Source organism: Enterobacter sp. ECC-249, from assembly GCF_043965265.1.
Classification (GTDB): Bacteria; Pseudomonadota; Gammaproteobacteria; order Enterobacterales; family Enterobacteriaceae; genus Enterobacter; species Enterobacter quasiroggenkampii.
In genome coordinates, this window is the sequence record NZ_CP143660.1 from 1,544,572 (window position 1) to 1,564,906 (window position 20,335).

Consider the following 20,335-nt stretch of genomic DNA (forward strand, 5'->3'; position numbering starts at 1 on the left):
CTTAAAAAGAGGTTTGGACTCATGACAGATAAACGCAAAGATGGTTCGGGCAAACTGCTGTACTGCTCTTTTTGCGGCAAAAGCCAGCATGAAGTGCGTAAACTGATTGCCGGGCCGTCCGTGTATATCTGCGACGAATGTGTCGATTTATGTAACGACATCATTCGCGAAGAGATTAAAGAAGTCGCACCGCACCGTGAGCGCAGCGCGCTGCCAACGCCGCATGAAATTCGTCATCACCTTGACGACTACGTCATCGGCCAGGAGCAGGCCAAGAAAGTGCTGGCGGTAGCGGTCTATAACCACTACAAACGCCTGCGTAACGGCGACACCAGCAATGGCGTAGAACTGGGTAAAAGTAACATTCTGCTGATCGGCCCAACCGGTTCCGGTAAAACGCTGCTGGCTGAAACCCTGGCACGCCTGCTTGATGTTCCGTTCACGATGGCTGATGCCACCACCCTGACCGAAGCCGGTTATGTGGGTGAGGACGTCGAAAACATCATCCAGAAACTGCTGCAGAAGTGCGATTACGACGTACAGAAAGCCCAGCGCGGGATTGTTTACATCGATGAGATCGACAAGATCTCCCGTAAATCAGACAACCCGTCCATTACCCGTGACGTATCGGGTGAAGGCGTACAGCAGGCACTGTTGAAGCTGATCGAAGGTACGGTTGCCGCCGTTCCACCACAGGGTGGTCGTAAACATCCTCAGCAGGAGTTCCTGCAGGTTGATACCTCCAAGATTCTGTTCATCTGTGGCGGTGCGTTTGCCGGTCTGGACAAAGTCATCTCCCACCGTGTTGAAACCGGCTCCGGCATTGGTTTTGGCGCAACGGTGAAATCGACGTCCGAAAAACCGAATGAAGGCGAACTGCTGTCTCAGGTTGAGCCGGAAGATCTGATCAAATTCGGTCTGATCCCTGAATTTATTGGCCGTCTGCCTGTTGTGGCAACGCTGAATGAGCTGAGCGAAGACGCGCTGATCCAGATCCTGAAAGAGCCGAAAAATGCGCTGACCAAGCAGTATCAGGCGCTGTTTAATCTGGAAGGCGTTGATCTGGAATTCCGCGACGAAGCGCTGGATGCCATTGCCAAGAAAGCGATGATCCGTAAAACCGGTGCCCGTGGCCTGCGTTCTATCGTTGAAGCGGCACTGCTCGACACCATGTACGATCTGCCGTCGATGGAAGACGTTGAGAAAGTGGTGATTGACGAGTCCGTCATTAGCGGTCAAACCAAGCCGCTGCTGATTTACGGCAAACCGGAAGCACAGCAGGCATCTGGCGAATAATTCACCAAATCATACAAGCAGTTAATCAAAAAGGGGGGATTTTATCTCCCCTTTACTTTTTCCGTATTCATAGCGTTGAATGTGTGGGAAACATCCCCATATACTGGATACATGTTAATGGTTATGTGAAGCACAGTGACATGACCAGCTTACCTGGCGGACACTAACTAAGAGAGAGCTCTATGAATCCTGAGCGTTCTGAACGCATTGAAATCCCCGTATTGCCGTTGCGCGATGTGGTGGTTTATCCGCACATGGTCATACCCTTATTTGTAGGGCGGGAAAAATCTATCCGTTGCCTCGAAGCCGCTATGGATCATGATAAAAAAATCATGCTGGTGGCGCAGAAAGAAGCATCAACGGATGAGCCGGGTGTAAACGATCTTTTCACCGTCGGGACCGTGGCCTCTATTTTGCAAATGCTGAAGCTGCCTGACGGCACCGTTAAGGTGCTGGTAGAAGGCCTGCAGCGTGCGCGTATTACCACTCTGTCAGACGACGGCGAACACTTCTCTGCGAAGGCAGAGTACCTTGATTCGCCTGAACTTGATGAGCGCGAGCAGGAAGTACTGGTTCGCACCGCGATTAGCCAGTTTGAAGGCTATATCAAGCTGAACAAGAAAATCCCACCAGAAGTGCTGACGTCGCTGAACAGCATCGACGATCCTGCTCGTCTGGCGGACACCATCGCTGCACACATGCCGCTGAAGCTGGCTGACAAACAGTCCGTGCTGGAAATGTCCGACGTTAACGAACGTCTGGAATACCTGATGGCGATGATGGAGTCTGAAATCGATCTGCTGCAGGTTGAGAAGCGCATTCGCAACCGCGTTAAAAAGCAGATGGAGAAATCTCAGCGTGAGTACTATCTGAATGAGCAAATGAAGGCCATTCAGAAAGAACTGGGCGAGATGGACGATGCGCCGGACGAAAACGAAGCGCTGAAGCGTAAGATCGACGCGGCGAAGATGCCGAAAGAGGCGAAAGAGAAAGCCGAAGCCGAGTTGCAGAAGCTGAAAATGATGTCTCCAATGTCGGCTGAAGCGACCGTTGTACGCGGCTACATTGAGTGGATGGTGCAGGTTCCGTGGAACGCCCGCAGCAAGGTCAAAAAAGACCTGCGTCAGGCGCAGGAAATCCTCGATACCGACCACTACGGCCTGGAACGCGTGAAAGACCGCATTCTTGAGTACCTCGCGGTACAAAGCCGTGTAAACAAAATCAAAGGCCCAATTCTGTGCCTGGTAGGACCGCCAGGGGTGGGTAAAACCTCTCTGGGTCAGTCCATCGCTAAAGCGACCGGACGTAAGTATATCCGTATGGCGCTGGGTGGCGTACGCGATGAAGCGGAAATCCGCGGTCACCGCCGTACCTACATCGGTTCTATGCCGGGTAAACTGATCCAGAAGATGGCGAAAGTGGGCGTTAAAAACCCGCTGTTCCTGCTGGATGAGATCGACAAGATGTCGTCTGACATGCGTGGCGATCCAGCGTCTGCACTGCTGGAAGTGCTTGATCCAGAACAGAACGTGGCGTTCAGCGATCACTACCTGGAAGTGGACTACGACCTGAGCGACGTCATGTTCGTGGCGACGTCGAACTCCATGAACATTCCGGCTCCGCTGCTGGACCGTATGGAAGTGATCCGTCTCTCCGGTTACACCGAAGACGAGAAGCTGAACATTGCTAAACAGCACCTGCTGCCGAAACAGATTGAGCGTAACGCGCTGAAAGCCAACGAGCTGACCGTCGAGGACAGCGCGATTATTGGCATCATTCGCTACTACACCCGTGAAGCGGGCGTGCGTAGCCTTGAGCGTGAAATCTCTAAACTGTGCCGTAAGGCGGTGAAACAGCTGCTGCTGGATAAGAGCCTGAAACACATTGTGATTAACGGCGATAATCTGCATGCCTATCTCGGTGTTCAGCGCTTCGACTACGGTCGCGCCGACAACGAAAACCGCGTTGGCCAGGTGACCGGTCTGGCATGGACGGAAGTGGGCGGCGATCTGCTGACAATCGAAACCGCCTGTGTACCGGGTAAAGGCAAACTGACCTACACCGGCTCGCTGGGTGAAGTGATGCAGGAGTCCATTCAGGCTGCGCTGACCGTGGTGCGCGCACGTGCGGAGAAACTGGGTATCAACCCTGATTTCTACGAAAAACGCGACATCCACGTGCACGTACCTGAAGGGGCGACGCCGAAAGATGGTCCAAGCGCGGGTATTGCCATGTGTACCGCTCTGGTTTCCTGCCTGACAGGTAACCCGGTGCGTGCTGATGTGGCAATGACCGGTGAAATCACGCTGCGTGGTCAGGTTCTGCCGATTGGTGGTTTAAAAGAAAAACTGCTGGCGGCGCACCGCGGTGGGATCAAAACCGTATTGATCCCTTACGAAAATAAACGCGATCTGGAAGAGATTCCGGACAACGTGATTGCCGATCTGCAGATTCATCCTGTGAAGCGAATTGAGGAAGTTCTTAGTCTAGCACTGCAGAATGAACCCTCCGGAATGCAGGTTGTAACCGCAAAATAGTGACCTCGCGCAAAGAGCGTCAATAAAAACAAGGCTGGTAAGTCATTTCGCACTTGCCAGCCTTTTTTTGTATAGCTAATTTAGATTGCTGATTAGGTCCGCCATCAACAACGGGTGTTGTAAGGTCATGGCAGGCCTGATATAACTGCTGCGCGGTCGCGTTGTGAAGGATTCAGGCGCGATATAAATTATAAAGAGAGGAAGAGAACAGTGAATAAATCTCAACTGATTGACAAAATTGCTGCTGGTGCTGATATTTCTAAAGCTGCAGCTGGACGTGCGTTAGATGCCTTAATTGCTTCTGTTACTGAATCTCTGCAGGCTGGGGACGACGTTGCACTGGTAGGCTTCGGTACTTTTGCTGTTAAAGAGCGTGCTGCCCGTACTGGCCGCAACCCTCAGACCGGTAAAGAGATCACCATTGCTGCTGCTAAAGTGCCGGGTTTCCGTGCAGGTAAAGCGCTGAAAGACGCAGTAAACTGATTGCTTTCCCGTTTCAGGGAAGCCGGAAAGTACAAGGGCGCATCATTTGATGTGCCTTTTTTGTTTGTCCAGACCTGATTTGTGCGAGTTTATGCGAGTTGTGGGCTGACAATCGCCCCGTTTTCTTGTCACAATACGCCTTCACGCGCGACGGGCAGGATTTTCCGTCAGCGTCAGGTAACCAGTCACCTACAGCGGAGTGTTGTTACACCATGATGGACAGCTTACGCACGGCTGCTAACAGTCTCGTGCTCAAGATTATTTTCGGTATCATTATCGTGTCGTTCATATTGACCGGCGTGAGCAGTTACCTTATTGGCGGTGGCGCAAACTACGCCGCAAAAGTGAATGGCCAGGAAATCAGCCGTGGTCAGTTCGAGAATGCTTTTGCCGGTGAACGTAACCGTATGCAGCAACAGCTGGGCGACCAATTCTCTGAACTGGCGGCGAACGAGGGGTACATGAAGACCCTGCGCCAACAGACACTGAACCGTCTTATCGACGAAGCGCTGCTCGATCAGTATGCCAAAAAACTGGGCCTTGGCATCAGTGATGAGCAGGTGAAAAAAGCCATCTTCACCACCCAGGCCTTCCAGTCTAACGGAAAATTCGACAACGCGCGTTACAACAGTATCGTCAACCAGATGGGGATGACAGCCGATCAGTACGCTCAGGCGCTGCGTAACCAGCTGACCACCCAGCAGCTCATCAATGCGGTCGTGGGAACCGATTTCATGCTCAAAGGTGAAACGGACGAACTGGCCGCGCTGGTGGCACAGCAGCGTGTTGTACGTGAAGCAACCATTGATGTGAACGCCCTGGCGGCGAAACAGCAGGTGAGCGACGCTGACGTTAACGCCTGGTACGAACAGAACAAGAATTCCTTTGTTTCTCCAGAGCAGTTCCGCGTGAGCTACATCAAGCTGGATGCGGCCGCGCTGCAGGAAACCGCATCTGATGCTGAAATACAGTCTTACTACGACCAGCATCAGGATCAGTTTACTCAGCCGCAGCGTAACCGCTACAGCGTGATTCAGACGAAAACCGAGGCTGATGCTAAAGCGGCACTGGAAGAGCTGAACAAAGGCGCTGATTTCGCGACCGTTGCGAAAGCGAAATCCACCGACATTATCTCTGCGAAAAACGGCGGTGATATGGGCTGGCTGGAAGACGCAACTACACCGGATGAGCTGAAAAATGCCGGTCTGAAAGAGAAAGGCCAGCTTTCAGGCGTCATTAAATCTTCAGTGGGTTTCCTGGTCGTTCGTCTGGACGACATCACCGCGGCGAAAACCAAGCCGCTGGCTGACGTTCGCGATGATATCGCGGCGAAAGTGAAACAGGAAAAAGCGCTGGATGCCTACTACGCGCTGCAGCAGAAGGTGAGCGATGCTGCCAGCAACGACAACGAATCTCTGGCGGGTGCCGAGCAGGCGGCGGGTGTGAAGGCGGTTGAGACGGGCTGGTTTGGTCGTGACAACCTGCCGGAAGAGCTGAACTTTAAACCGGTTTCTGATGCCATCTTCAACGGTGGTCTGGTGGGCGAGAACGGCACGCCGGGTAGTAACTCTGACATCATTACCGTCGACGGCGATCGTGCGTTTGTGTTGCGCGTCAGCGAGCACAAGCCAGAAGCGGTCAAACCGCTGGCGGAAGTGAAGGATCAGGTTGTCGCTCAGGTTAAGCACAACAAAGCGGAACAGCAGGCGAAACTGGATGCTGAGAAGATTCTGTCTGACCTGAAAGCGGGTAAAGAAGACGCGCTGAAAGCGGCTGGTCTGAGCTTCGGTGAAGCGAAAACGCTGAGCCGTACCGGCCAGGATCCAATCAGCCAGGCCGCGTTTGGTCTGACTCTGCCTGCGAAGGACAAGCCAAGCTTCGGTACTACCACCGATACGCAGGGTAACGTCGTCCTGCTGGCGCTGGATGAAGTGAAAGCAGGCACCCTGCCAGAAGCGCAGAAGAAAGCGATGGTTCAGGGGATTACCCAGAACAATGCTCAGATTGCCTTCGAAGCCATGATGAGCAACCTGCGTAAAGAAGCCAAAATTAAGCTGGGTGATGTGATGACTCAGCAGCAGTAATTACGTGTCTGCTCGCAGATTTTCGTAACGCTCTGCAAAAACTAAAGGCCGCTTTCGCGGCCTTTTCCATTTCTGCAATCTGCTGTTTGTGCCGGTTTTAACTGGCGGCTATCGTGACGTGGCTGTCAACAAACAAGGAGATAACAGCATGAAATGTGGAATCAAAGCACTGTTAATTACGCTGGCTATTGCCACCACCGGGATGAGCGCGGGCGTGATGGCGTCGGCCCCCGCCGCCAAAACACAAACAGCGCAGAGCAAGTCCGACGCGGCAGCGCCGGTGCAAGGGCAAACCAAAGCGACAGACGCCGGCAAAAATGCGGATGATGACGGTACGCGGGTCAGTATCAATTCGGCCTCAGCGGAAGATCTCGCCCGTGCGATGAATGGCGTGGGCATGAAAAAAGCGCAGGCCATCGTCAGCTACCGCGAAGAGTATGGTCCTTTCAAAACGATCGACGATCTCAAACAGGTGCCGGGCATGGGCAGCGCGCTGGTTGAGCGCAACCTCTCACACCTGACGTTGTAATTACGCAATTTCTTGCACTGTGGCAAAATTTTGCCAGGATAAAGAGGTCATACCAGTTATGACCTCTCATCCTACAATAACAGTTAAGGCTATTGCGCTATGCAGACAAAAATCAAAGTACGCGGTTTTCACCTCGACGTTTACCAGCATGTGAATAATGCCCGCTACCTGGAATTTCTTGAGGAAGCGCGCTGGGACGGGCTGGAAAACAGCGAAAGCTTTCAGTGGCTGACCGCGCACAACATCGCGTTCGTGGTCGTCAATATCAACATCAACTATCGCCGTCCGGCCTTGCTGGGTGATGTGCTCACTGTGACCAGCCAGGTGCAGCAGATCAACGGCAAAAGCGGAGTGTTAAGCCAGGTGGTGACGCTCGATCCTGAAGGGCAGGTTGTGGCTGATGCGCTGATTACTTTTGTCTGTATCGATCTGAAAACGCAAAAAGCACTGCCGCTGGAAGGGGAGTTGCGGGAAAAGCTGGAGCTGATGATCGCTTAGAAAGGTTGTCTTTTATAAAAGACAAAAGGATTTTTCAGGGATAGAATAATGGACAGGGACTATGTCGTTGAACGCTACCGGACCCGTGACGGGAAAGTACCGTTTGAGGAGTGGGTAGCAAAGATAAAGCGAAAGGATCCGGAGTTAGCGTTTCGGATCCTTCTGCGAATTGACCGTGCTGAGAAAGGGAATTTCGGCGATTATAGATATCTCAGAGAGGGTATCTGGGAATTGAAAATTGATTGTGGTCCCGGCTATCGAATCTATTTTGCGCTTCAACATCGGAAGATCCTGTTGTTGCTGATCGGCGGTGACAAAAAGAGTCAAAAGACTGATGTGAAACTGGCAATAGATTACTGGAGAGAACATCAAAAGGATAAACCGGATGAGCAAGAGCCAACGAAAATTTTCTAGTTCCGTCAGCCATGATGAAGCCGTCGTTAAAATGCTTCGCGAAAACCCTTCCTACGCTCAACTCTATCTGCAGGTTGCGTTGGATGAGATTTATGAGGAACAGGGGATCCCAGCATACTTAATCGCGTTAAGACGTGTCATCGAATCCCGCGGCGGCATCGGTACAATCGCTGCCAAAGCAGGTCTGTCCCGTCAGCAGCTATACCGAACCCTATCAGACAACGGCAACCCAACGCTGACAACGCTGATGAAAGTCACCCGTGCTGCCGGTGTGAAACTGTTCGACAGCACGGTCAAGTAATCTTATTTAAGCCCGGTCTTTTTCTGCATCGCGGCCATCACGCCGACTTTATCGGCAAGATAGTGGTTCAGCCCGTTAGCGCGAAGATTACAGGCCGCGCACTGGCCGCAACCATCGCCTTTGATGCCGTTATAGCAGGTGAGGGTTTCGCTGCGAACCAGGTCCAGCTTGCCCCAGTAGTCCGCCAGCGCCCAGGTTTCTGCTTTATCCAGCCACATCAGCGGGGTTTCAAAGCGCGTCTCTTTCGCCATCCCCAGATTGACGGCGTGGTTTAACGCCTTCACGAACTCATCACGACAGTCCGGGTAGCCGGAGAAATCTGTTTCACACACGCCCGTGATCACCGCTTCGGCTTTTACCTGATAGGCGTAAATCGCCGTCAGGGTCAGGAAGAGGATATTACGGCCCGGCACGAAGGTATTTGGAATGCCGCTGGCATCGGGTTCATAGTCTGGTACAGGAATACTGTCCCGCGTGAGGCTACTCACGGCAAGTTCATTTAACAGCGTAACGTCCAGCACCTTGTGCGCGCGTGCGCCCAGTTTCAGGGCCAGTTCACGGGCAACGTCGATTTCAGCGCGGTGACGCTGACCATAATCGAAAGTGACACAGTGAACTTCATCGTACTGATGAAGGGCCTGGACCAGGCAGGTAGTAGAGTCTTGTCCTCCGCTGAACACGACGACGGCACGTTTCATAAATCATCTCGACTGTTACGGTAAAAGCGTTATGTTACCGTCTGACCACGACGGCGACCAGCTTCTTCACGATTTAGGGGCGGGCAGCCAGGCTTCGGTAAAATCGAACCAGCCGCGGGTGTTGAGGCGTATACCATTCACGCCAGGCGGAGCACTGATTTGGTATTGATAATTAAAGAGTGGCGTCAGCACCGCTTTCTCCATTAACCGGTTGAAGATGGTTTGTAGCCCCGCGTGTCTATCCCGAGTCTCGGCCTGAGTCTGTACCGCATCCAGCGTGGCTTGCAGATGGGCGTAAGCCGGTGCGCTAAGAACATGCGGCCAGAGGGCATCGCAGCGCAGCCACTGTTCCAGCGTATATTCCGGCGCTTCGCCAATCAGCCTGTCGCCCATCATTATGTCTGCATAGGCAAGCGCCGGGCATCCGTCCCACGTCTTGGCATCGTGAAAGATGACGGTCAGTTCACACCCTTGTAGCGCCAGGTATGCCTTCAACTGGCTGGCCATGGTGTGGAGCTCAACAGGGAGATGGTAAACCAGCGTCAATGCTTCAGGGAGTGTTACGCCCGATAAATCAGGCCATTTGGGGATGGTCCAGCCGGGAAGGAGTTCCTGGGTTGGCGTGATGAGCCCTTCGTTTAATGGAAGTGTGTGAAGAAGCCTGGAGAGATGAATGATATTGATAAGCCGCTTTGCCTGGAGCTCATTCAGGCGTGCGCTCTGCTTTAGCGTAAGATAACAGAATCCCAGGCTGGTGCTGCTGCTTACCAGCCGCAGACTTTCCAGCTCGTCGGCCTCGCCGATCGCGATTTGCACCGGATGACGACAGCTGGTACCCAGCCTGTAATCAAAAAGCTGGGGTGTGATCCAATATTCGATGGCTTTGAGCAGCGGATGACTCAGGTGATACTGCTCATGGCTTTCCAGACGAACCAGGTCGGGCTCGAAGGCGGCCAGCCGAAAGGGGCCGCAGCCAACCGCAGGATGGTCGGGATGCGCCAGACGGCTACAGTAGGTTGCCAGCCTGTGCGGTAGCCAGTAGTCAGGTTGATGCAGCGTAAACGTCAGACACTGTGGATGCGTTGTCTCGATATATAAGACGCTCTGTAACAGGGTGCGCAGGGCTGGGATCGTCAACAGCGTTGTCAGACTTCGCTGGAGTTGCGCCGTTTCTATTTTATCGCCGTTATGCCAGTGCAGGGTGGAGCGAATGTAGAAATGCCAGCGCAGGCCGTCAGCAGAGACATCCCAGTGATGCGCCAGATCGCCCGTGGGTTCACTGCTGTTACCGTTAAAACGCGTCAAGCCTGAGAACACCTGTCCCGCCAGATGCTGCTCTGCCCGGCCCGGTAAAAAACCCGGCTGAAGCTGCTCCAGCGAGCGATAGTAGGGGATGCGTAGCGTCGGCGTATCGTTTTGCCACTGCCCGCCCAAAAAAGGATGCAGTAATGAACGCAGCGCTTCAGGGGCAAGCTGCGCAAGTTCCAGCGCGTTATGCTGCTGCCCGCTTTTCAGCGCCTCCTCCATCATCGTATTGCGCAGTGATTCCGGGGCAACATGAAACGTCAACTCACCGCGCTTACCGCGGCCAGACTGCGCTCGCCAGCTGAGCCAGCCCGCCTCCTGGGCCTGACGCAGCAGCGTTCGCACATGCCGCTCGCTACAAAAACAGCGGGCAGCCAGCTCGCTGATGGTGACCTGTTGCGTTGCCCCCAGGGAAGGCTGCCAGAGGCGGTGATACTGGTTGAGTCGATTGAGCTGGCGCATAAGAAACCCGGAACAATAATTTTCATCTATTCACTATTACTTCCGTATATCTCACACGATACTGATGCACAAGTTAACCGCATCACATTTCGGGAGTAATCATGGCTCGGCTCGCTGCATTTGATATGGACGGTACGCTGTTAATGCCGGATCACCGTTTAGGGGAAAAAACCCTGAACACGCTGAAGCGCCTGCACGAGCGTAATGTCACCCTGACGTTTGCCACCGGGCGTCACGTGCTGGAGATGCGCCATTTACTGGGCGCGTTTTCCCTCGACGCCTTTCTGATCACCGGCAACGGGACGCGAATTCACTCCGTGGAAGGCGATGTGCTGCACCGACAGGATCTTAACCCGGAAGTCGCGGACATCGTGCTGCACAGTACCTGGGACACGCAGGCCAGCGTCCACGTTTTTAACGATCGCGGCTGGTTTACCGGAAGCGAAATCCCGGAATTATTGCACGCGCATGTTTACAGCGGCTTTAAATACCAGCTTATCGATCTGCGTCGGATCCCCGCCCATGCGGTCACTAAGATCTGCTTCTGCGGCGATCACGACGATCTCTGTCGCTTACGGATCCAACTGAATGAGGCGCTGGGCGACCGGGCGCACCTGACCTTCTCGGCGGTGGATTGTCTGGAAGTGCTGCCGGTGGGCTGTAACAAAGGTTCCGCTCTGGCGGTACTCAGCGACCACCTGGGGTTAACGCTGAAGGAGTGTATGGCGTTTGGTGATGCCATGAACGACCGCGAAATGCTGGGCAGCGTAGGTCGCGGTCTGATCATGGGGAATGCGATGGCGCAGCTGAAAGCAGAACTTCCCCATCTGCCGGTTATCGGCCACTGCCGCAATGAAGCAGTGTCCCATTTTTTGACGCATTGGCTGGACAACAACAATCTCCCGTATTCCCCCGAATAGTGAGACCCTTCCAGCAAGCCAGACTTCGGTCTGGCTTTTTTTATTTCACCAGTTCTGCAATCTGCGCTTTCCACGGGGCGATTTCGCCGATGTTGGCCTGCACCCACTGCGCATTGTAGTAAGTTTCAAGGTAACGCTCGCCGCTGTCGCACAGCAGCGTGACGATGGAACCGGTGCGGCCCTCTTCGCGCATGCGTGCGGCAAGCTGCAGTGCGCCCCACATATTGGTGCCCGTCGAGGCGCCCACTTTGCGGCCCAGCTGCGCTTCCAGCCAGTGCGCCGTTGCCACGCTTGCGGCATCCGGCACGCGCATCATCTCATCCACAACGTCGGGGATGAAAGAGGGCTCCACGCGCGGGCGGCCAATCCCTTCAATTTTACTGCCCACCGGGCTGCGCAGGCTGGCATCGCGGTTTTGCCAGTAGTCGAGGAACACGGAGTTCTGCGGGTCGACCACCATCAGCTGGGTATCGTAGCCCTGACAGCGGATGTAGCGTCCAATCGTGGCTGACGTGCCGCCGGTACCGGCGCTCATGACGATGTACGACGGAACCGGATGCGGTTCGTGGGTCATCTGGCGGAAAATACTGTCGGCAATGTTGTTATTGCCGCGCCAGTCCGTTGCGCGCTCGGCGAATGTGAACTGGTCCATATAGTGGCCGTTCAGCTCGCGGGCCAGCATTTCGGAGGCGGCATAGATTTCGCAGGCGCTTTCCACAAAGTGGCAGCGACCGCCGTAAAATTCGATCTGCTCGATTTTGCGTTTTGCGGTGCAGGACGGCATCACCGCGATAAACGGCAGGCCCAGCAGGCGGGCAAAATAGGCTTCGGACACCGCCGTTGAACCGGACGAAGATTCAATGATAGTCGTGCCTTCTTTAATCCAGCCGTTACATAAACCGTATAAAAACAGCGAGCGCGCCAGGCGATGCTTCAGGCTGCCGGTTGGATGGGTGCTTTCATCTTTCAGATAGAGCTGAATGCCGTCAAATCCCGGCAGGGAAAGGCGAATCAGGTGCGTATCCGCCGAGCGCTGATAGTCGGCATTGATTTCGCTGATCGCATGTTTAACCCAGGTGCTATTCATCATCGTTATCCGTTTGTCATTTTGTGCCTAGGATAGCGAAAAGCACAGAAAAAATTGTTGCTATCTGGCCTTTAAAATAGAATGAAGGGAGAAAAATTTTCTCTGCGAGGTGGGTATGCTAGATAAAATTGACCGAAAGCTCCTTTCATTGCTGCAAAATGACTGTACCCTCTCTTTGCAGGCGCTGGCAGATGCCGTTAATCTGACCACCACCCCGTGCTGGAAGCGCCTTAAGAAGCTGGAAGATGACGGCATTCTTCTGGGGCGCGTCGCGCTGTTAGATCCCGAAAAGCTGGGGCTTGGGTTGACGGCATTTGTGCTGATAAAAACCCAGCATCACAGCAGCGAGTGGTATTGCCGCTTCGTTACTCAGGTGTCTGAGATGCCTGAAGTGCTCGGTTTCTGGCGCATGGCCGGAGAGTACGATTACCTGATGCGCGTCCAGGTGGCCGACATGAAGCGCTATGATGATTTCTACAAGCGGCTGGTGAACAGCGTACCGGGTTTGTCGGACGTCACCTCAAGCTTCGCCATGGAACAGATTAAATACACCACAGCGTTACCTATTGAATAACTTCGTAAAATACCTTCAGGAACAAACCGCGTGCGATTATTTGCCCAACTAAGCTGGTACTTTCGTCGGGAGTGGCAACGCTACCTCGGTGCAGTCGCCCTGCTTATTATTATTGCCATCCTGCAGCTGATCCCGCCGAAAGTGGTGGGTTACGTTGTGGATGGCGTCACCGAACAGCATTACACCACCGCACGGGTGTTGATGTGGGTCGGCACGCTGGTGCTGACGGCGGTCATTGTTTATCTGCTGCGCTACGTCTGGCGCGTGCTGCTGTTTGGTGCGTCCTATCAGCTGGCCGTTGAGCTGCGCGAAGATTTTTACCACCAGCTGAGCCGACAGCATCCCGAATTTTATCTGCGCCACCGCACCGGGGATCTTATCGCCCGCGCCACTAACGACGTCGACCGCGTGGTCTTTGCCGCCGGGGAAGGGGTGCTGACGCTGGTGGACTCGCTGGTGATGGGCTGTGCGGTGCTGATCGTGATGTCCACGCAGATCAGCTGGCAGTTGACCCTGCTGGCCCTGCTGCCGATGCCGATCATGGCGCTGGCGATTAATCGCTATGGCGAACAATTGCACGAGCGCTTTAAGCTGGCGCAGGCGGCATTTTCGTCGCTGAACGATCGCACCCAGGAGAGCATGACCAGCATCCGCATGATCAAGGCGTTTGGCCTGGAAGACCGGCAATCAGCGCTGTTTGCGGCCGATGCCGCGGACACGGGAGCGAAGAACATGCGCGTCGCGCGTATCGACGCCCGTTTCGATCCGACCATCTATATCGCAATCGGCATGGCAAACCTGCTGGCGATTGGCGGCGGAAGCTGGATGGTGGTGCAGGGCACGCTTACCCTGGGACAATTGACCAGCTTTGCCATGTATCTGGGGCTGATGATCTGGCCGATGCTGGCGCTGGCCTGGATGTTTAACATCGTGGAGCGCGGCAGTGCCGCCTACAGCCGCATTCGCGCCATGCTGGCCGAAGCGCCGGTGGTCATCGACGGTAGCGAAGCCGTACCGGAAGGGCGCGGCGTCATGCATGTCGACGTCCGCAAGTTTGTCTATCCGCATACGGAGCATCCGGTGCTGGAGAACGTCAGCTTTACGCTGCAGCCTGGCCAGATGCTGGGCATCTGTGGCCCGACGGGATCCGGCAAAAGTACCGTGCTGTCGCTGCTCCAGCGCCACTTTGACGTCACGCAGGGCGATATTCGCTTCCATGATATTCCGCTCACCAGCCTGCTGCTGGATGAGTGGCGTGGTCGCCTGGCGGTCGTCAGCCAGACGCCGTTTCTTTTTTCTGACACCGTGGCGAACAACATCGCGCTCGGGTGCCCGGCAGCAACGCAGGAAGAGATCGAACACGTGGCGCGTTTAGCCAGCGTACATGATGACATTTTGCGCCTGCCACAGGGCTACGACACCGAAGTCGGGGAACGTGGCGTCATGCTGTCCGGCGGGCAAAAACAGCGTATCTCCATTGCCCGCGCGCTGCTGCTGAATGCGGAAATCCTGATTCTGGACGATGCACTCTCCGCCGTTGACGGCCGTACAGAGCATCAAATTCTGCATAACCTGCGTCAGTGGGGCGACGGACGCACGATAATCATCAGCGCCCACCGTTTGTCAGCGCTCACCGAAGCCAGCGAAATTCTGGTATTGCAGCACGGCCATATTGCCCAGCGCGGTCAGCATGACGCGCTGGCCGAGCAGCCGGGCTGGTATCGCGATATGTACCGCTATCAACAGCTTGAAGCGGCGCTTGACGATGCGCCGGAGCAGGACGAGGAGGCGGCCAATGCGTAAGCCTGGAACGATGTGGCCGACGCTCAAACGTCTGCTGGCCTACGGCTCACCGTGGCGTAAACCGCTCTCGGTTGCCGTGCTTTTACTCTGGATTGCGGCGATTGCCGAAGTGAGTGGTCCGCTGCTCATCAGCTACTTCATCGACAACATGGTCGCCAAAAGCTACCTGCCGCTCGGGCTGGTGGCGGGTTTAGGCGTGGCCTACGTTGGCTTACAGCTGACGGCGGCAGGATTGCACTATGCCCAGTCGCTGCTGTTTAACCGGGCTGCCGTGGGCGTCGTGCAGCAGTTGCGCACCGACGTCATGGACGCGGCGCTTCGCCAGCCGCTCAGTGAGTTTGATATCCAGCCGGTCGGGCAGGTGATTTCGCGCGTGACTAACGATACCGAGGTGATCCGCGATTTGTACGTCACCGTGGTCGCGACGGTATTACGCAGCGCGGCGCTGATTGGCGCGATGCTGGTGGCGATGTTCAGCCTCGACTGGCGCATGGCGCTGGTGGCGATCACCATCTTCCCGGCGGTGCTGATCGTCATGGTGATTTACCAGCGTTACAGCACGCCGATTGTGCGTCGGGTTCGCACCTATCTGGCCGACATCAACGATGGCTTCAACGAAGTAATTAACGGCATGAGCGTCATCCAGCAGTTCCGCCAGCAGGCGCGCTTTGGCGAGCGCATGGGCGAAGCCAGCCGTTCGCACTATATGGCGCGTATGCAGACGCTGCGCCTGGACGGTTTCCTGCTGCGACCGCTGCTGAGCCTTTTCTCGGCGCTGGTGCTGTGTGGGCTGCTGATGCTCTTTGGCCTGAGCTCAAACGGTACGATTGAAGTGGGCGTACTGTACGCTTTTATTAGCTATCTGGGACGCCTCAACGAGCCGCTGATCGAACTCACTACGCAGCAATCGATGCTGCAACAGGCGGTCGTCGCCGGTGAGCGCGTCTTTGAGCTGATGGACAGGCCGCGCCAGACCTACGGCAAGGATGAGCGACCTCTGCAAAGCGGGGCTATCGCCTTTGATAACGTATCGTTTGCCTATCGCGAAGACCGTCTGGTGTTGCAGGACATCACGCTTGACGTTCCGTCGCGCGGTTTCGTCGCGCTGGTGGGGCATACCGGCAGCGGTAAGAGCACGCTTGCCAGCCTGTTGATGGGCTATTACCCGGTCACGCAAGGTGAAATCCGCCTCGACGGACGCCCGCTCGCGTCTCTCAGCCATACAGTGTTACGCAAAGGCGTTGCGATGGTGCAGCAGGATCCGGTCGTGCTGGCCGATACCTTCTACGCTAACGTGACCCTGGGACGGGACTATTCAGAGGCGCAGGTTTGGGCGGTACTGGAAACGGTGCAGCTGGCAGAGATGGCGCGCGGGTTCAGCGACGGGATCAACACGAAGCTGGGCGAGCAGGGCAACAACCTCTCCGTGGGGCAAAAACAGCTCCTGGCGCTGGCGCGCGTCCTGATTGAAACGCCACAGGTGCTGATTCTTGACGAAGCCACGGCCAGCATAGATTCCGGTACCGAGCAGGCGATTCAGCAGGCGCTGGCCGCCGTACGCGACCATACAACGCTGGTGGTGATTGCTCACCGTCTTTCCACTATCGTCGACGCGGACACTATTCTGGTGCTGCATCGCGGACAGGCCGTTGAACGCGGTACGCACCGTGAACTGCTGGAAGCAAAAGGGCGCTACTGGCAGATGTACCAGCTGCAGCTGGCGGGCGAAGAGCTGGCCGCCAGCGTGCGTGATGAAGAGTCGCTTAGCGCCTGATGCACTAAAATGAGGCGCCGCGCTAACAGTCATTCCTGTTGGTGCAAAACTGAAACGCACCCTGCACCGGCATGGTGCGTTTTTTTTCACCGGTTCATTTATCAGGACCGTGTAACGCACATCGCACCGCTATTCCCTCACGTTTTCATTTCTGGCACACCCCTTGCAATACCTTCTGCGTAAGCTACGGCCATTACCGAATTCTGACTGGAGGGGATCTATGAAGCTGGTTACGGTTGTAATCAAACCATTCAAACTCGAAGACGTGCGTGAAGCGTTGTCTTCAATGGGTATTCAGGGACTGACTGTCACCGAAGTGAAAGGCTTTGGTCGTCAGAAGGGTCATGCCGAGCTTTATCGCGGGGCGGAATACAGCGTTAACTTTCTGCCAAAAGTAAAAATTGATGTCGCGATTGCTGACGATCAGCTTGATGAAGTCATTGATGTCATTAGCAAAGCGGCCTATACCGGCAAAATTGGCGACGGCAAAATTTTCGTTGCCGAACTGCAGCGCGTCATTCGCATCCGTACCGGCGAATCTGACGAAGCGGCACTGTAATTAACGCCTGGCACACAGTGATAGGGATCGAGAAAATGAAGATAGCAACACTTAAAACGGGTCTGGGTTCGCTGGCGCTGCTGCCGGGCCTGGCGCTGGCTGCTACCCCTGCGGTGGTCGACAAAGCCGATAACGCCTTTATGATGATCAGCACCGCGCTGGTGCTGTTTATGTCCATTCCGGGCATTGCGCTGTTCTACGGCGGCCTGATCCGTGGCAAAAACGTTCTCTCCATGCTGACGCAGGTTGCCGTGACGTTCGCACTGGTCTGCGTGCTGTGGGTGGTTTACGGTTACTCTCTGGCGTTCGGCACGGGCAACGCGTTCTTTGGTAACTTCGACTGGGTGATGCTGAAAAACATTGAGCTGACAGCGCTGATGGGCAGCTTCTATCAGTACATCCACGTTGCGTTCCAGGGCTCCTTTGCCTGTATTACCGTCGGGCTGATTGTGGGCGCGCTCGCCGAGCGTATTCGCTTTTCTGCCGTGCTGATCTTCGTTGTGGTCTGGATGACGCTCTCCTATGTGCCGATTGCGCACATGGTCTGGGGTGGCGGTCTGCTGGCAACGCACGGCGCGCTGGACTTCGCGGGCGGTACCGTTGTTCACATTAACGCCGCGGTCGCGGGTCTGGTGGGCGCATACCTGATTGGCAAACGCGTGGGCTTCGGTAAAGAAGCGTTCAAACCGCACAACCTGCCGATGGTCTTTACCGGTACCGCGATCCTCTACTTTGGCTGGTTTGGCTTTAACGCCGGCTCAGCAAGTGCCGCGAACGAAATTGCCGCGCTGGCCTTCGTGAACACCGTGGTGGCCACGGCGGGTGCAATCCTCTCCTGGGTGTTCGGCGAGTGGGCGGTACGCGGTAAGCCTTCTCTGCTGGGTGCCTGTTCGGGTGCCATTGCCGGTCTGGTTGGCATCACCCCTGCGTGTGGTTATGTCGGTGTGGGCGGTGCGCTGCTGGTTGGCCTGGTGTCCGGTCTGGCGGGCCTGTGGGGCGTGACCGCACTGAAACGCGTGCTGCGCGTTGACGACCCATGCGATGTGTTTGGAGTCCACGGCGTGTGCGGCATCGTTGGCTGTATCATGACCGGTATCTTCGCCGCGAAATCGCTCGGTGGCGTGGGCTACGCAGAAGGCGTGACCATGGTTCATCAGGTGCTGGTGCAGCTGGAAAGTATTGCAATCACCGTTGTCTGGTCTGCGGTTGTCGCTTTCATCGGCTACAAGCTGGCGGACATGACAGTCGGTCTGCGCGTACCTGAAGAGCAGGAACGCGAAGGTCTGGATGTGAACAGCCACGGCGAGAATGCGTATAACGCCTAATAAACAGCAAAACGGCAACCTCAGGTTGCCGTTTTTAGTGTGTATTCCCTCTCCCCGTGGGAGAGGGGCAGGGTGAGGGCATCAGGCCGCACAACATCAACCTCTGTTACGCATTACCCCTTCCTGCACCGTTGAAGCGACCAGCACGCCGTCCTGAGTATAAAACTCCCCACGCACAAACCCGCGGGCGCTGGATGCCGACGTACTCTCCACGCTGTAAAGCAGCCACTCATTCATGTTGAAGGGACGGTGGAACCACATCGAGTGATCGATCGTCGCGACCTGCATCCCTTTTTCGAGGAAGCCGACGCCGTGCGGCTGCAGCGCCACCGGCAGGAAGTTGAAGTCAGACGCATAGCCCAGCAGATACTGATGGACGCGGAAATCTTCCGTCACAGTGCCGTTGGCGCGGATCCACACCTGGCGTTTCGGCTCGGCGGTATGGCCTTTCATCGGGTTGTGGAACTCGACGGGGCGGATCTCAAGCGGCTTATCGCAGAGAAACTTCTCTTTGACCTGCGGCGGTAGCAGATGCGCCAAGGCGCGAGCGATATCCGTTTCAGATTTGAGATCGTCCGGCGAAGGGGCAGGAGGCATGACTTTCTGATGCTCGTAGCCCGGCTCCGGCGCCTGGAAAGAGGCGGTCATGTAAAAGATCGGCTTACCGTTCTGAATGGCCGCGACGCGGCGCGCGCTGAAGCTGTTACCGTCTCGCAGAACTTCAACGTCATACACGATGGGTTTCGCGCTATCGCCAGGGCGTAAGAAGTAGCTGTGGAACGAATGCACCAGACGGTCTGCCGGGACAGTCTCCTTTGCTGCGTACAGAGCTTGTCCGACGACTTGTCCCCCGAAGACCTGGCGTAAACCAAGATCTTCGCTCTGTCCGCGAAAGAGTCCTTCCTCAATTTTTTCCAGATTCAGTAATGTCAGCAGATTGTTCAGTGCCTGACTCATAATTGTCCTCAATAAACGCCGTAGCGAAAGATAGGCAGAGTATAACGCAGAAATGAAAGTGGTCCGATGGGTAGAATAATCTGAATATCGGCACGTTTTCAGGCATAAATCGGTGATCTGTGCCACACTTGAATACGTTATGTGATTGAAACGACATCGGATGGGATCGATCCCGCTGGTGCATTGATAAGGAGACTTCAATGAAACTCGTGCCCATGCTAAGTGGTGTAGCTATTGCGGTGGCGTTGTCCGCCTGTGCCGGTAAGAGCGCCCAGGTGCCAGTGCCAGCAGCAGACCCGAACGGGATTAACACCCTTTCGCAGCAATCCATTCAGCAGCCTAACGTTTCCGGTACCATCTGGATTAAACAGAGAGTTGCGCTGCCGCCGGACGCGGTATTAACGGTGACGCTGTCTGATGCTTCCCTGGCCGACGCACCGTCTAAAGTCGTGGCTCAGCGTGCCGTTCGTACTGAGGGCAAGCAGGCGCCGTTTAGCTTCGTGTTGCCGTATAACCCGTCGGACGTGCAGCCTAACGCCCGTATCCTGCTGAGCGCAGCGGTAACCATTAACGGTAAGCTGGTCTTCATTACCGATACGGTCCAGGAAGCGATCAACAACGGTGGGACAAAAATCGACCTGAACCTGGTGCCGGTGCAGCAGACCGAAGTCCCGGTGGCACCGCAGACCAATCAGCCGTCTTTGCCAACCCCACCGACTCAAATGTAAT

19 protein-coding genes are annotated in these 20,335 nt (G+C 55.4%); 15 read left to right on the forward strand and 4 right to left on the reverse strand.

Annotated elements, in window-relative coordinates; genetic code table 11:
- The first annotated feature begins 21 nt into the window (after window positions 1-21).
- The 8 genes from clpX to V1587_RS07415 all read left to right on the forward strand — a co-directional run bounded on the left by clpX (window position 22) and on the right by V1587_RS07415 (window position 8,142).
- A complete protein-coding gene (clpX, locus tag V1587_RS07380) occupies window positions 22-1,296 on the forward strand; it encodes an ATP-dependent protease ATP-binding subunit ClpX (protein WP_024906819.1) in 1,275 nt (424 codons plus the stop codon).
- A gap of 182 nt (window positions 1,297-1,478) precedes the next feature.
- Window positions 1,479-3,833: an endopeptidase La gene (gene lon, locus V1587_RS07385; RefSeq protein WP_023334706.1), complete on the forward strand. Its 2,355-nt coding sequence runs from the start codon at window positions 1,479-1,481 to the stop codon at window positions 3,831-3,833.
- Between the two features lie 210 nt (window positions 3,834-4,043).
- Complete coding sequence (gene hupB / locus V1587_RS07390; protein ID WP_002444653.1) at window positions 4,044-4,316, forward strand: nucleoid-associated protein HU-beta; 273 nt, start codon at window positions 4,044-4,046, stop codon at window positions 4,314-4,316.
- 212 nt (window positions 4,317-4,528) lie between these two features.
- Window positions 4,529-6,400 carry a peptidylprolyl isomerase gene (gene ppiD / locus V1587_RS07395; RefSeq protein ID WP_371898758.1) on the forward strand — a complete coding sequence of 624 codons (1,872 nt, stop codon included), beginning with the start codon at window positions 4,529-4,531 and terminating at the stop codon, window positions 6,398-6,400.
- A gap of 148 nt (window positions 6,401-6,548) precedes the next feature.
- Window positions 6,549-6,929 (forward strand): helix-hairpin-helix domain-containing protein, encoded by a 381-nt coding sequence (locus V1587_RS07400; RefSeq protein WP_371898759.1) that lies wholly within the window; start codon window positions 6,549-6,551, stop codon window positions 6,927-6,929.
- 99 nt (window positions 6,930-7,028) lie between these two features.
- Window positions 7,029-7,427 carry a YbgC/FadM family acyl-CoA thioesterase gene (locus tag V1587_RS07405; protein ID WP_371898760.1) on the forward strand — a complete coding sequence of 133 codons (399 nt, stop codon included), beginning with the start codon at window positions 7,029-7,031 and terminating at the stop codon, window positions 7,425-7,427.
- Window positions 7,428-7,475: 48 nt separating this feature from the next.
- Window positions 7,476-7,841 carry a type II toxin-antitoxin system RelE/ParE family toxin gene (locus V1587_RS07410; protein WP_045909775.1) on the forward strand — a complete coding sequence of 122 codons (366 nt, stop codon included), beginning with the start codon at window positions 7,476-7,478 and terminating at the stop codon, window positions 7,839-7,841.
- Complete coding sequence (locus V1587_RS07415; protein WP_045909774.1) at window positions 7,813-8,142, forward strand: DNA-binding protein; 330 nt, start codon at window positions 7,813-7,815, stop codon at window positions 8,140-8,142. Before V1587_RS07410 ends, V1587_RS07415 begins: the two co-directional genes overlap by 29 nt.
- A gap of 2 nt (window positions 8,143-8,144) precedes the next feature.
- On the opposite strand, the gene queC is transcribed toward V1587_RS07415, so the two are convergent.
- Window positions 8,145-8,840 carry a 7-cyano-7-deazaguanine synthase QueC gene (gene queC, locus V1587_RS07420; RefSeq protein ID WP_032646166.1) on the reverse strand — a complete coding sequence of 232 codons (696 nt, stop codon included), beginning with the start codon at window positions 8,838-8,840 and terminating at the stop codon, window positions 8,145-8,147.
- A gap of 66 nt (window positions 8,841-8,906) precedes the next feature.
- Window positions 8,907-10,607 (reverse strand): SgrR family transcriptional regulator, encoded by a 1,701-nt coding sequence (locus V1587_RS07425; protein ID WP_371898761.1) that lies wholly within the window; start codon window positions 10,605-10,607, stop codon window positions 8,907-8,909.
- 101 nt (window positions 10,608-10,708) lie between these two features.
- Between V1587_RS07425 and cof the strand changes: the two genes are divergently transcribed.
- Window positions 10,709-11,527 (forward strand): HMP-PP phosphatase, encoded by an 819-nt coding sequence (gene cof, locus V1587_RS07430; protein ID WP_371898762.1) that lies wholly within the window; start codon window positions 10,709-10,711, stop codon window positions 11,525-11,527.
- Window positions 11,528-11,567: 40 nt separating this feature from the next.
- Here the strand turns inward: cof and V1587_RS07435 are convergent, their stop codons facing one another.
- Window positions 11,568-12,617 (reverse strand): PLP-dependent cysteine synthase family protein, encoded by a 1,050-nt coding sequence (locus V1587_RS07435; RefSeq protein WP_371898763.1) that lies wholly within the window; start codon window positions 12,615-12,617, stop codon window positions 11,568-11,570.
- Window positions 12,618-12,729: 112 nt separating this feature from the next.
- On the opposite strand from V1587_RS07435, the gene V1587_RS07440 reads away from it, so the two are divergent.
- From V1587_RS07440 to amtB, 5 genes are all read left to right on the forward strand, one after another.
- Window positions 12,730-13,188: an Lrp/AsnC family transcriptional regulator gene (locus tag V1587_RS07440; RefSeq protein WP_023310581.1), complete on the forward strand. Its 459-nt coding sequence runs from the start codon at window positions 12,730-12,732 to the stop codon at window positions 13,186-13,188.
- Window positions 13,189-13,218: 30 nt separating this feature from the next.
- Window positions 13,219-14,991, forward strand: a complete 1,773-nt coding sequence (locus tag V1587_RS07445; RefSeq protein ID WP_371898764.1) for a SmdA family multidrug ABC transporter permease/ATP-binding protein — start codon at window positions 13,219-13,221, stop codon at window positions 14,989-14,991.
- Window positions 14,984-16,765, forward strand: a complete 1,782-nt coding sequence (locus V1587_RS07450) for a SmdB family multidrug efflux ABC transporter permease/ATP-binding protein (RefSeq protein ID WP_371898765.1) — start codon at window positions 14,984-14,986, stop codon at window positions 16,763-16,765. The genes V1587_RS07445 and V1587_RS07450 overlap by 8 nt, the downstream gene beginning before the upstream one ends.
- Window positions 16,766-16,985: 220 nt before the next feature.
- Window positions 16,986-17,324 (forward strand): P-II family nitrogen regulator, encoded by a 339-nt coding sequence (gene glnK / locus V1587_RS07455; RefSeq protein ID WP_008503304.1) that lies wholly within the window; start codon window positions 16,986-16,988, stop codon window positions 17,322-17,324.
- A gap of 35 nt (window positions 17,325-17,359) precedes the next feature.
- Window positions 17,360-18,649 carry an ammonium transporter AmtB gene (amtB, locus tag V1587_RS07460; RefSeq protein WP_023310584.1) on the forward strand — a complete coding sequence of 430 codons (1,290 nt, stop codon included), beginning with the start codon at window positions 17,360-17,362 and terminating at the stop codon, window positions 18,647-18,649.
- Window positions 18,650-18,745: 96 nt separating this feature from the next.
- On the opposite strand, the gene tesB is transcribed toward amtB, so the two are convergent.
- Window positions 18,746-19,606 (reverse strand): acyl-CoA thioesterase II, encoded by an 861-nt coding sequence (gene tesB / locus V1587_RS07465; protein ID WP_371898766.1) that lies wholly within the window; start codon window positions 19,604-19,606, stop codon window positions 18,746-18,748.
- A 200-nt stretch (window positions 19,607-19,806) separates the two neighbouring features.
- Between tesB and V1587_RS07470 the strand changes: the two genes are divergently transcribed.
- Window positions 19,807-20,334 carry a YbaY family lipoprotein gene (locus V1587_RS07470; RefSeq protein ID WP_024906833.1) on the forward strand — a complete coding sequence of 176 codons (528 nt, stop codon included), beginning with the start codon at window positions 19,807-19,809 and terminating at the stop codon, window positions 20,332-20,334.
- The last annotated feature ends 1 nt before the right edge of the window (window position 20,335 follow it).

What these genes read in the sequence shown, in the direction of transcription:
- clpX (WP_024906819.1), top strand. Translation starts at nt 22, where the DNA reads ATGACAGATAAACGCAAAGATGGTTCGGGCAAACTGCTGTACTGCTCT.
- lon (WP_023334706.1), top strand. Translation starts at nt 1,479, where the DNA reads ATGAATCCTGAGCGTTCTGAACGCATTGAAATCCCCGTATTGCCGTTG.
- ppiD (WP_371898758.1), top strand. Translation starts at nt 4,529, where the DNA reads ATGATGGACAGCTTACGCACGGCTGCTAACAGTCTCGTGCTCAAGATT.
- V1587_RS07400 (WP_371898759.1), top strand. Translation starts at nt 6,549, where the DNA reads ATGAAATGTGGAATCAAAGCACTGTTAATTACGCTGGCTATTGCCACC.
- V1587_RS07405 (WP_371898760.1), top strand. Translation starts at nt 7,029, where the DNA reads ATGCAGACAAAAATCAAAGTACGCGGTTTTCACCTCGACGTTTACCAG.
- V1587_RS07410 (WP_045909775.1), top strand. Translation starts at nt 7,476, where the DNA reads ATGGACAGGGACTATGTCGTTGAACGCTACCGGACCCGTGACGGGAAA.
- V1587_RS07415 (WP_045909774.1), top strand. Translation starts at nt 7,813, where the DNA reads ATGAGCAAGAGCCAACGAAAATTTTCTAGTTCCGTCAGCCATGATGAA.
- queC (WP_032646166.1), bottom strand. Translation starts at nt 8,840, where the DNA reads ATGAAACGTGCCGTCGTCGTGTTCAGCGGAGGACAAGACTCTACTACC.
- V1587_RS07425 (WP_371898761.1), bottom strand. Translation starts at nt 10,607, where the DNA reads ATGCGCCAGCTCAATCGACTCAACCAGTATCACCGCCTCTGGCAGCCT.
- cof (WP_371898762.1), top strand. Translation starts at nt 10,709, where the DNA reads ATGGCTCGGCTCGCTGCATTTGATATGGACGGTACGCTGTTAATGCCG.
- V1587_RS07435 (WP_371898763.1), bottom strand. Translation starts at nt 12,617, where the DNA reads ATGATGAATAGCACCTGGGTTAAACATGCGATCAGCGAAATCAATGCC.
- V1587_RS07440 (WP_023310581.1), top strand. Translation starts at nt 12,730, where the DNA reads ATGCTAGATAAAATTGACCGAAAGCTCCTTTCATTGCTGCAAAATGAC.
- V1587_RS07450 (WP_371898765.1), top strand. Translation starts at nt 14,984, where the DNA reads ATGCGTAAGCCTGGAACGATGTGGCCGACGCTCAAACGTCTGCTGGCC.
- glnK (WP_008503304.1), top strand. Translation starts at nt 16,986, where the DNA reads ATGAAGCTGGTTACGGTTGTAATCAAACCATTCAAACTCGAAGACGTG.
- amtB (WP_023310584.1), top strand. Translation starts at nt 17,360, where the DNA reads ATGAAGATAGCAACACTTAAAACGGGTCTGGGTTCGCTGGCGCTGCTG.
- tesB (WP_371898766.1), bottom strand. Translation starts at nt 19,606, where the DNA reads ATGAGTCAGGCACTGAACAATCTGCTGACATTACTGAATCTGGAAAAA.
- V1587_RS07470 (WP_024906833.1), top strand. Translation starts at nt 19,807, where the DNA reads ATGAAACTCGTGCCCATGCTAAGTGGTGTAGCTATTGCGGTGGCGTTG.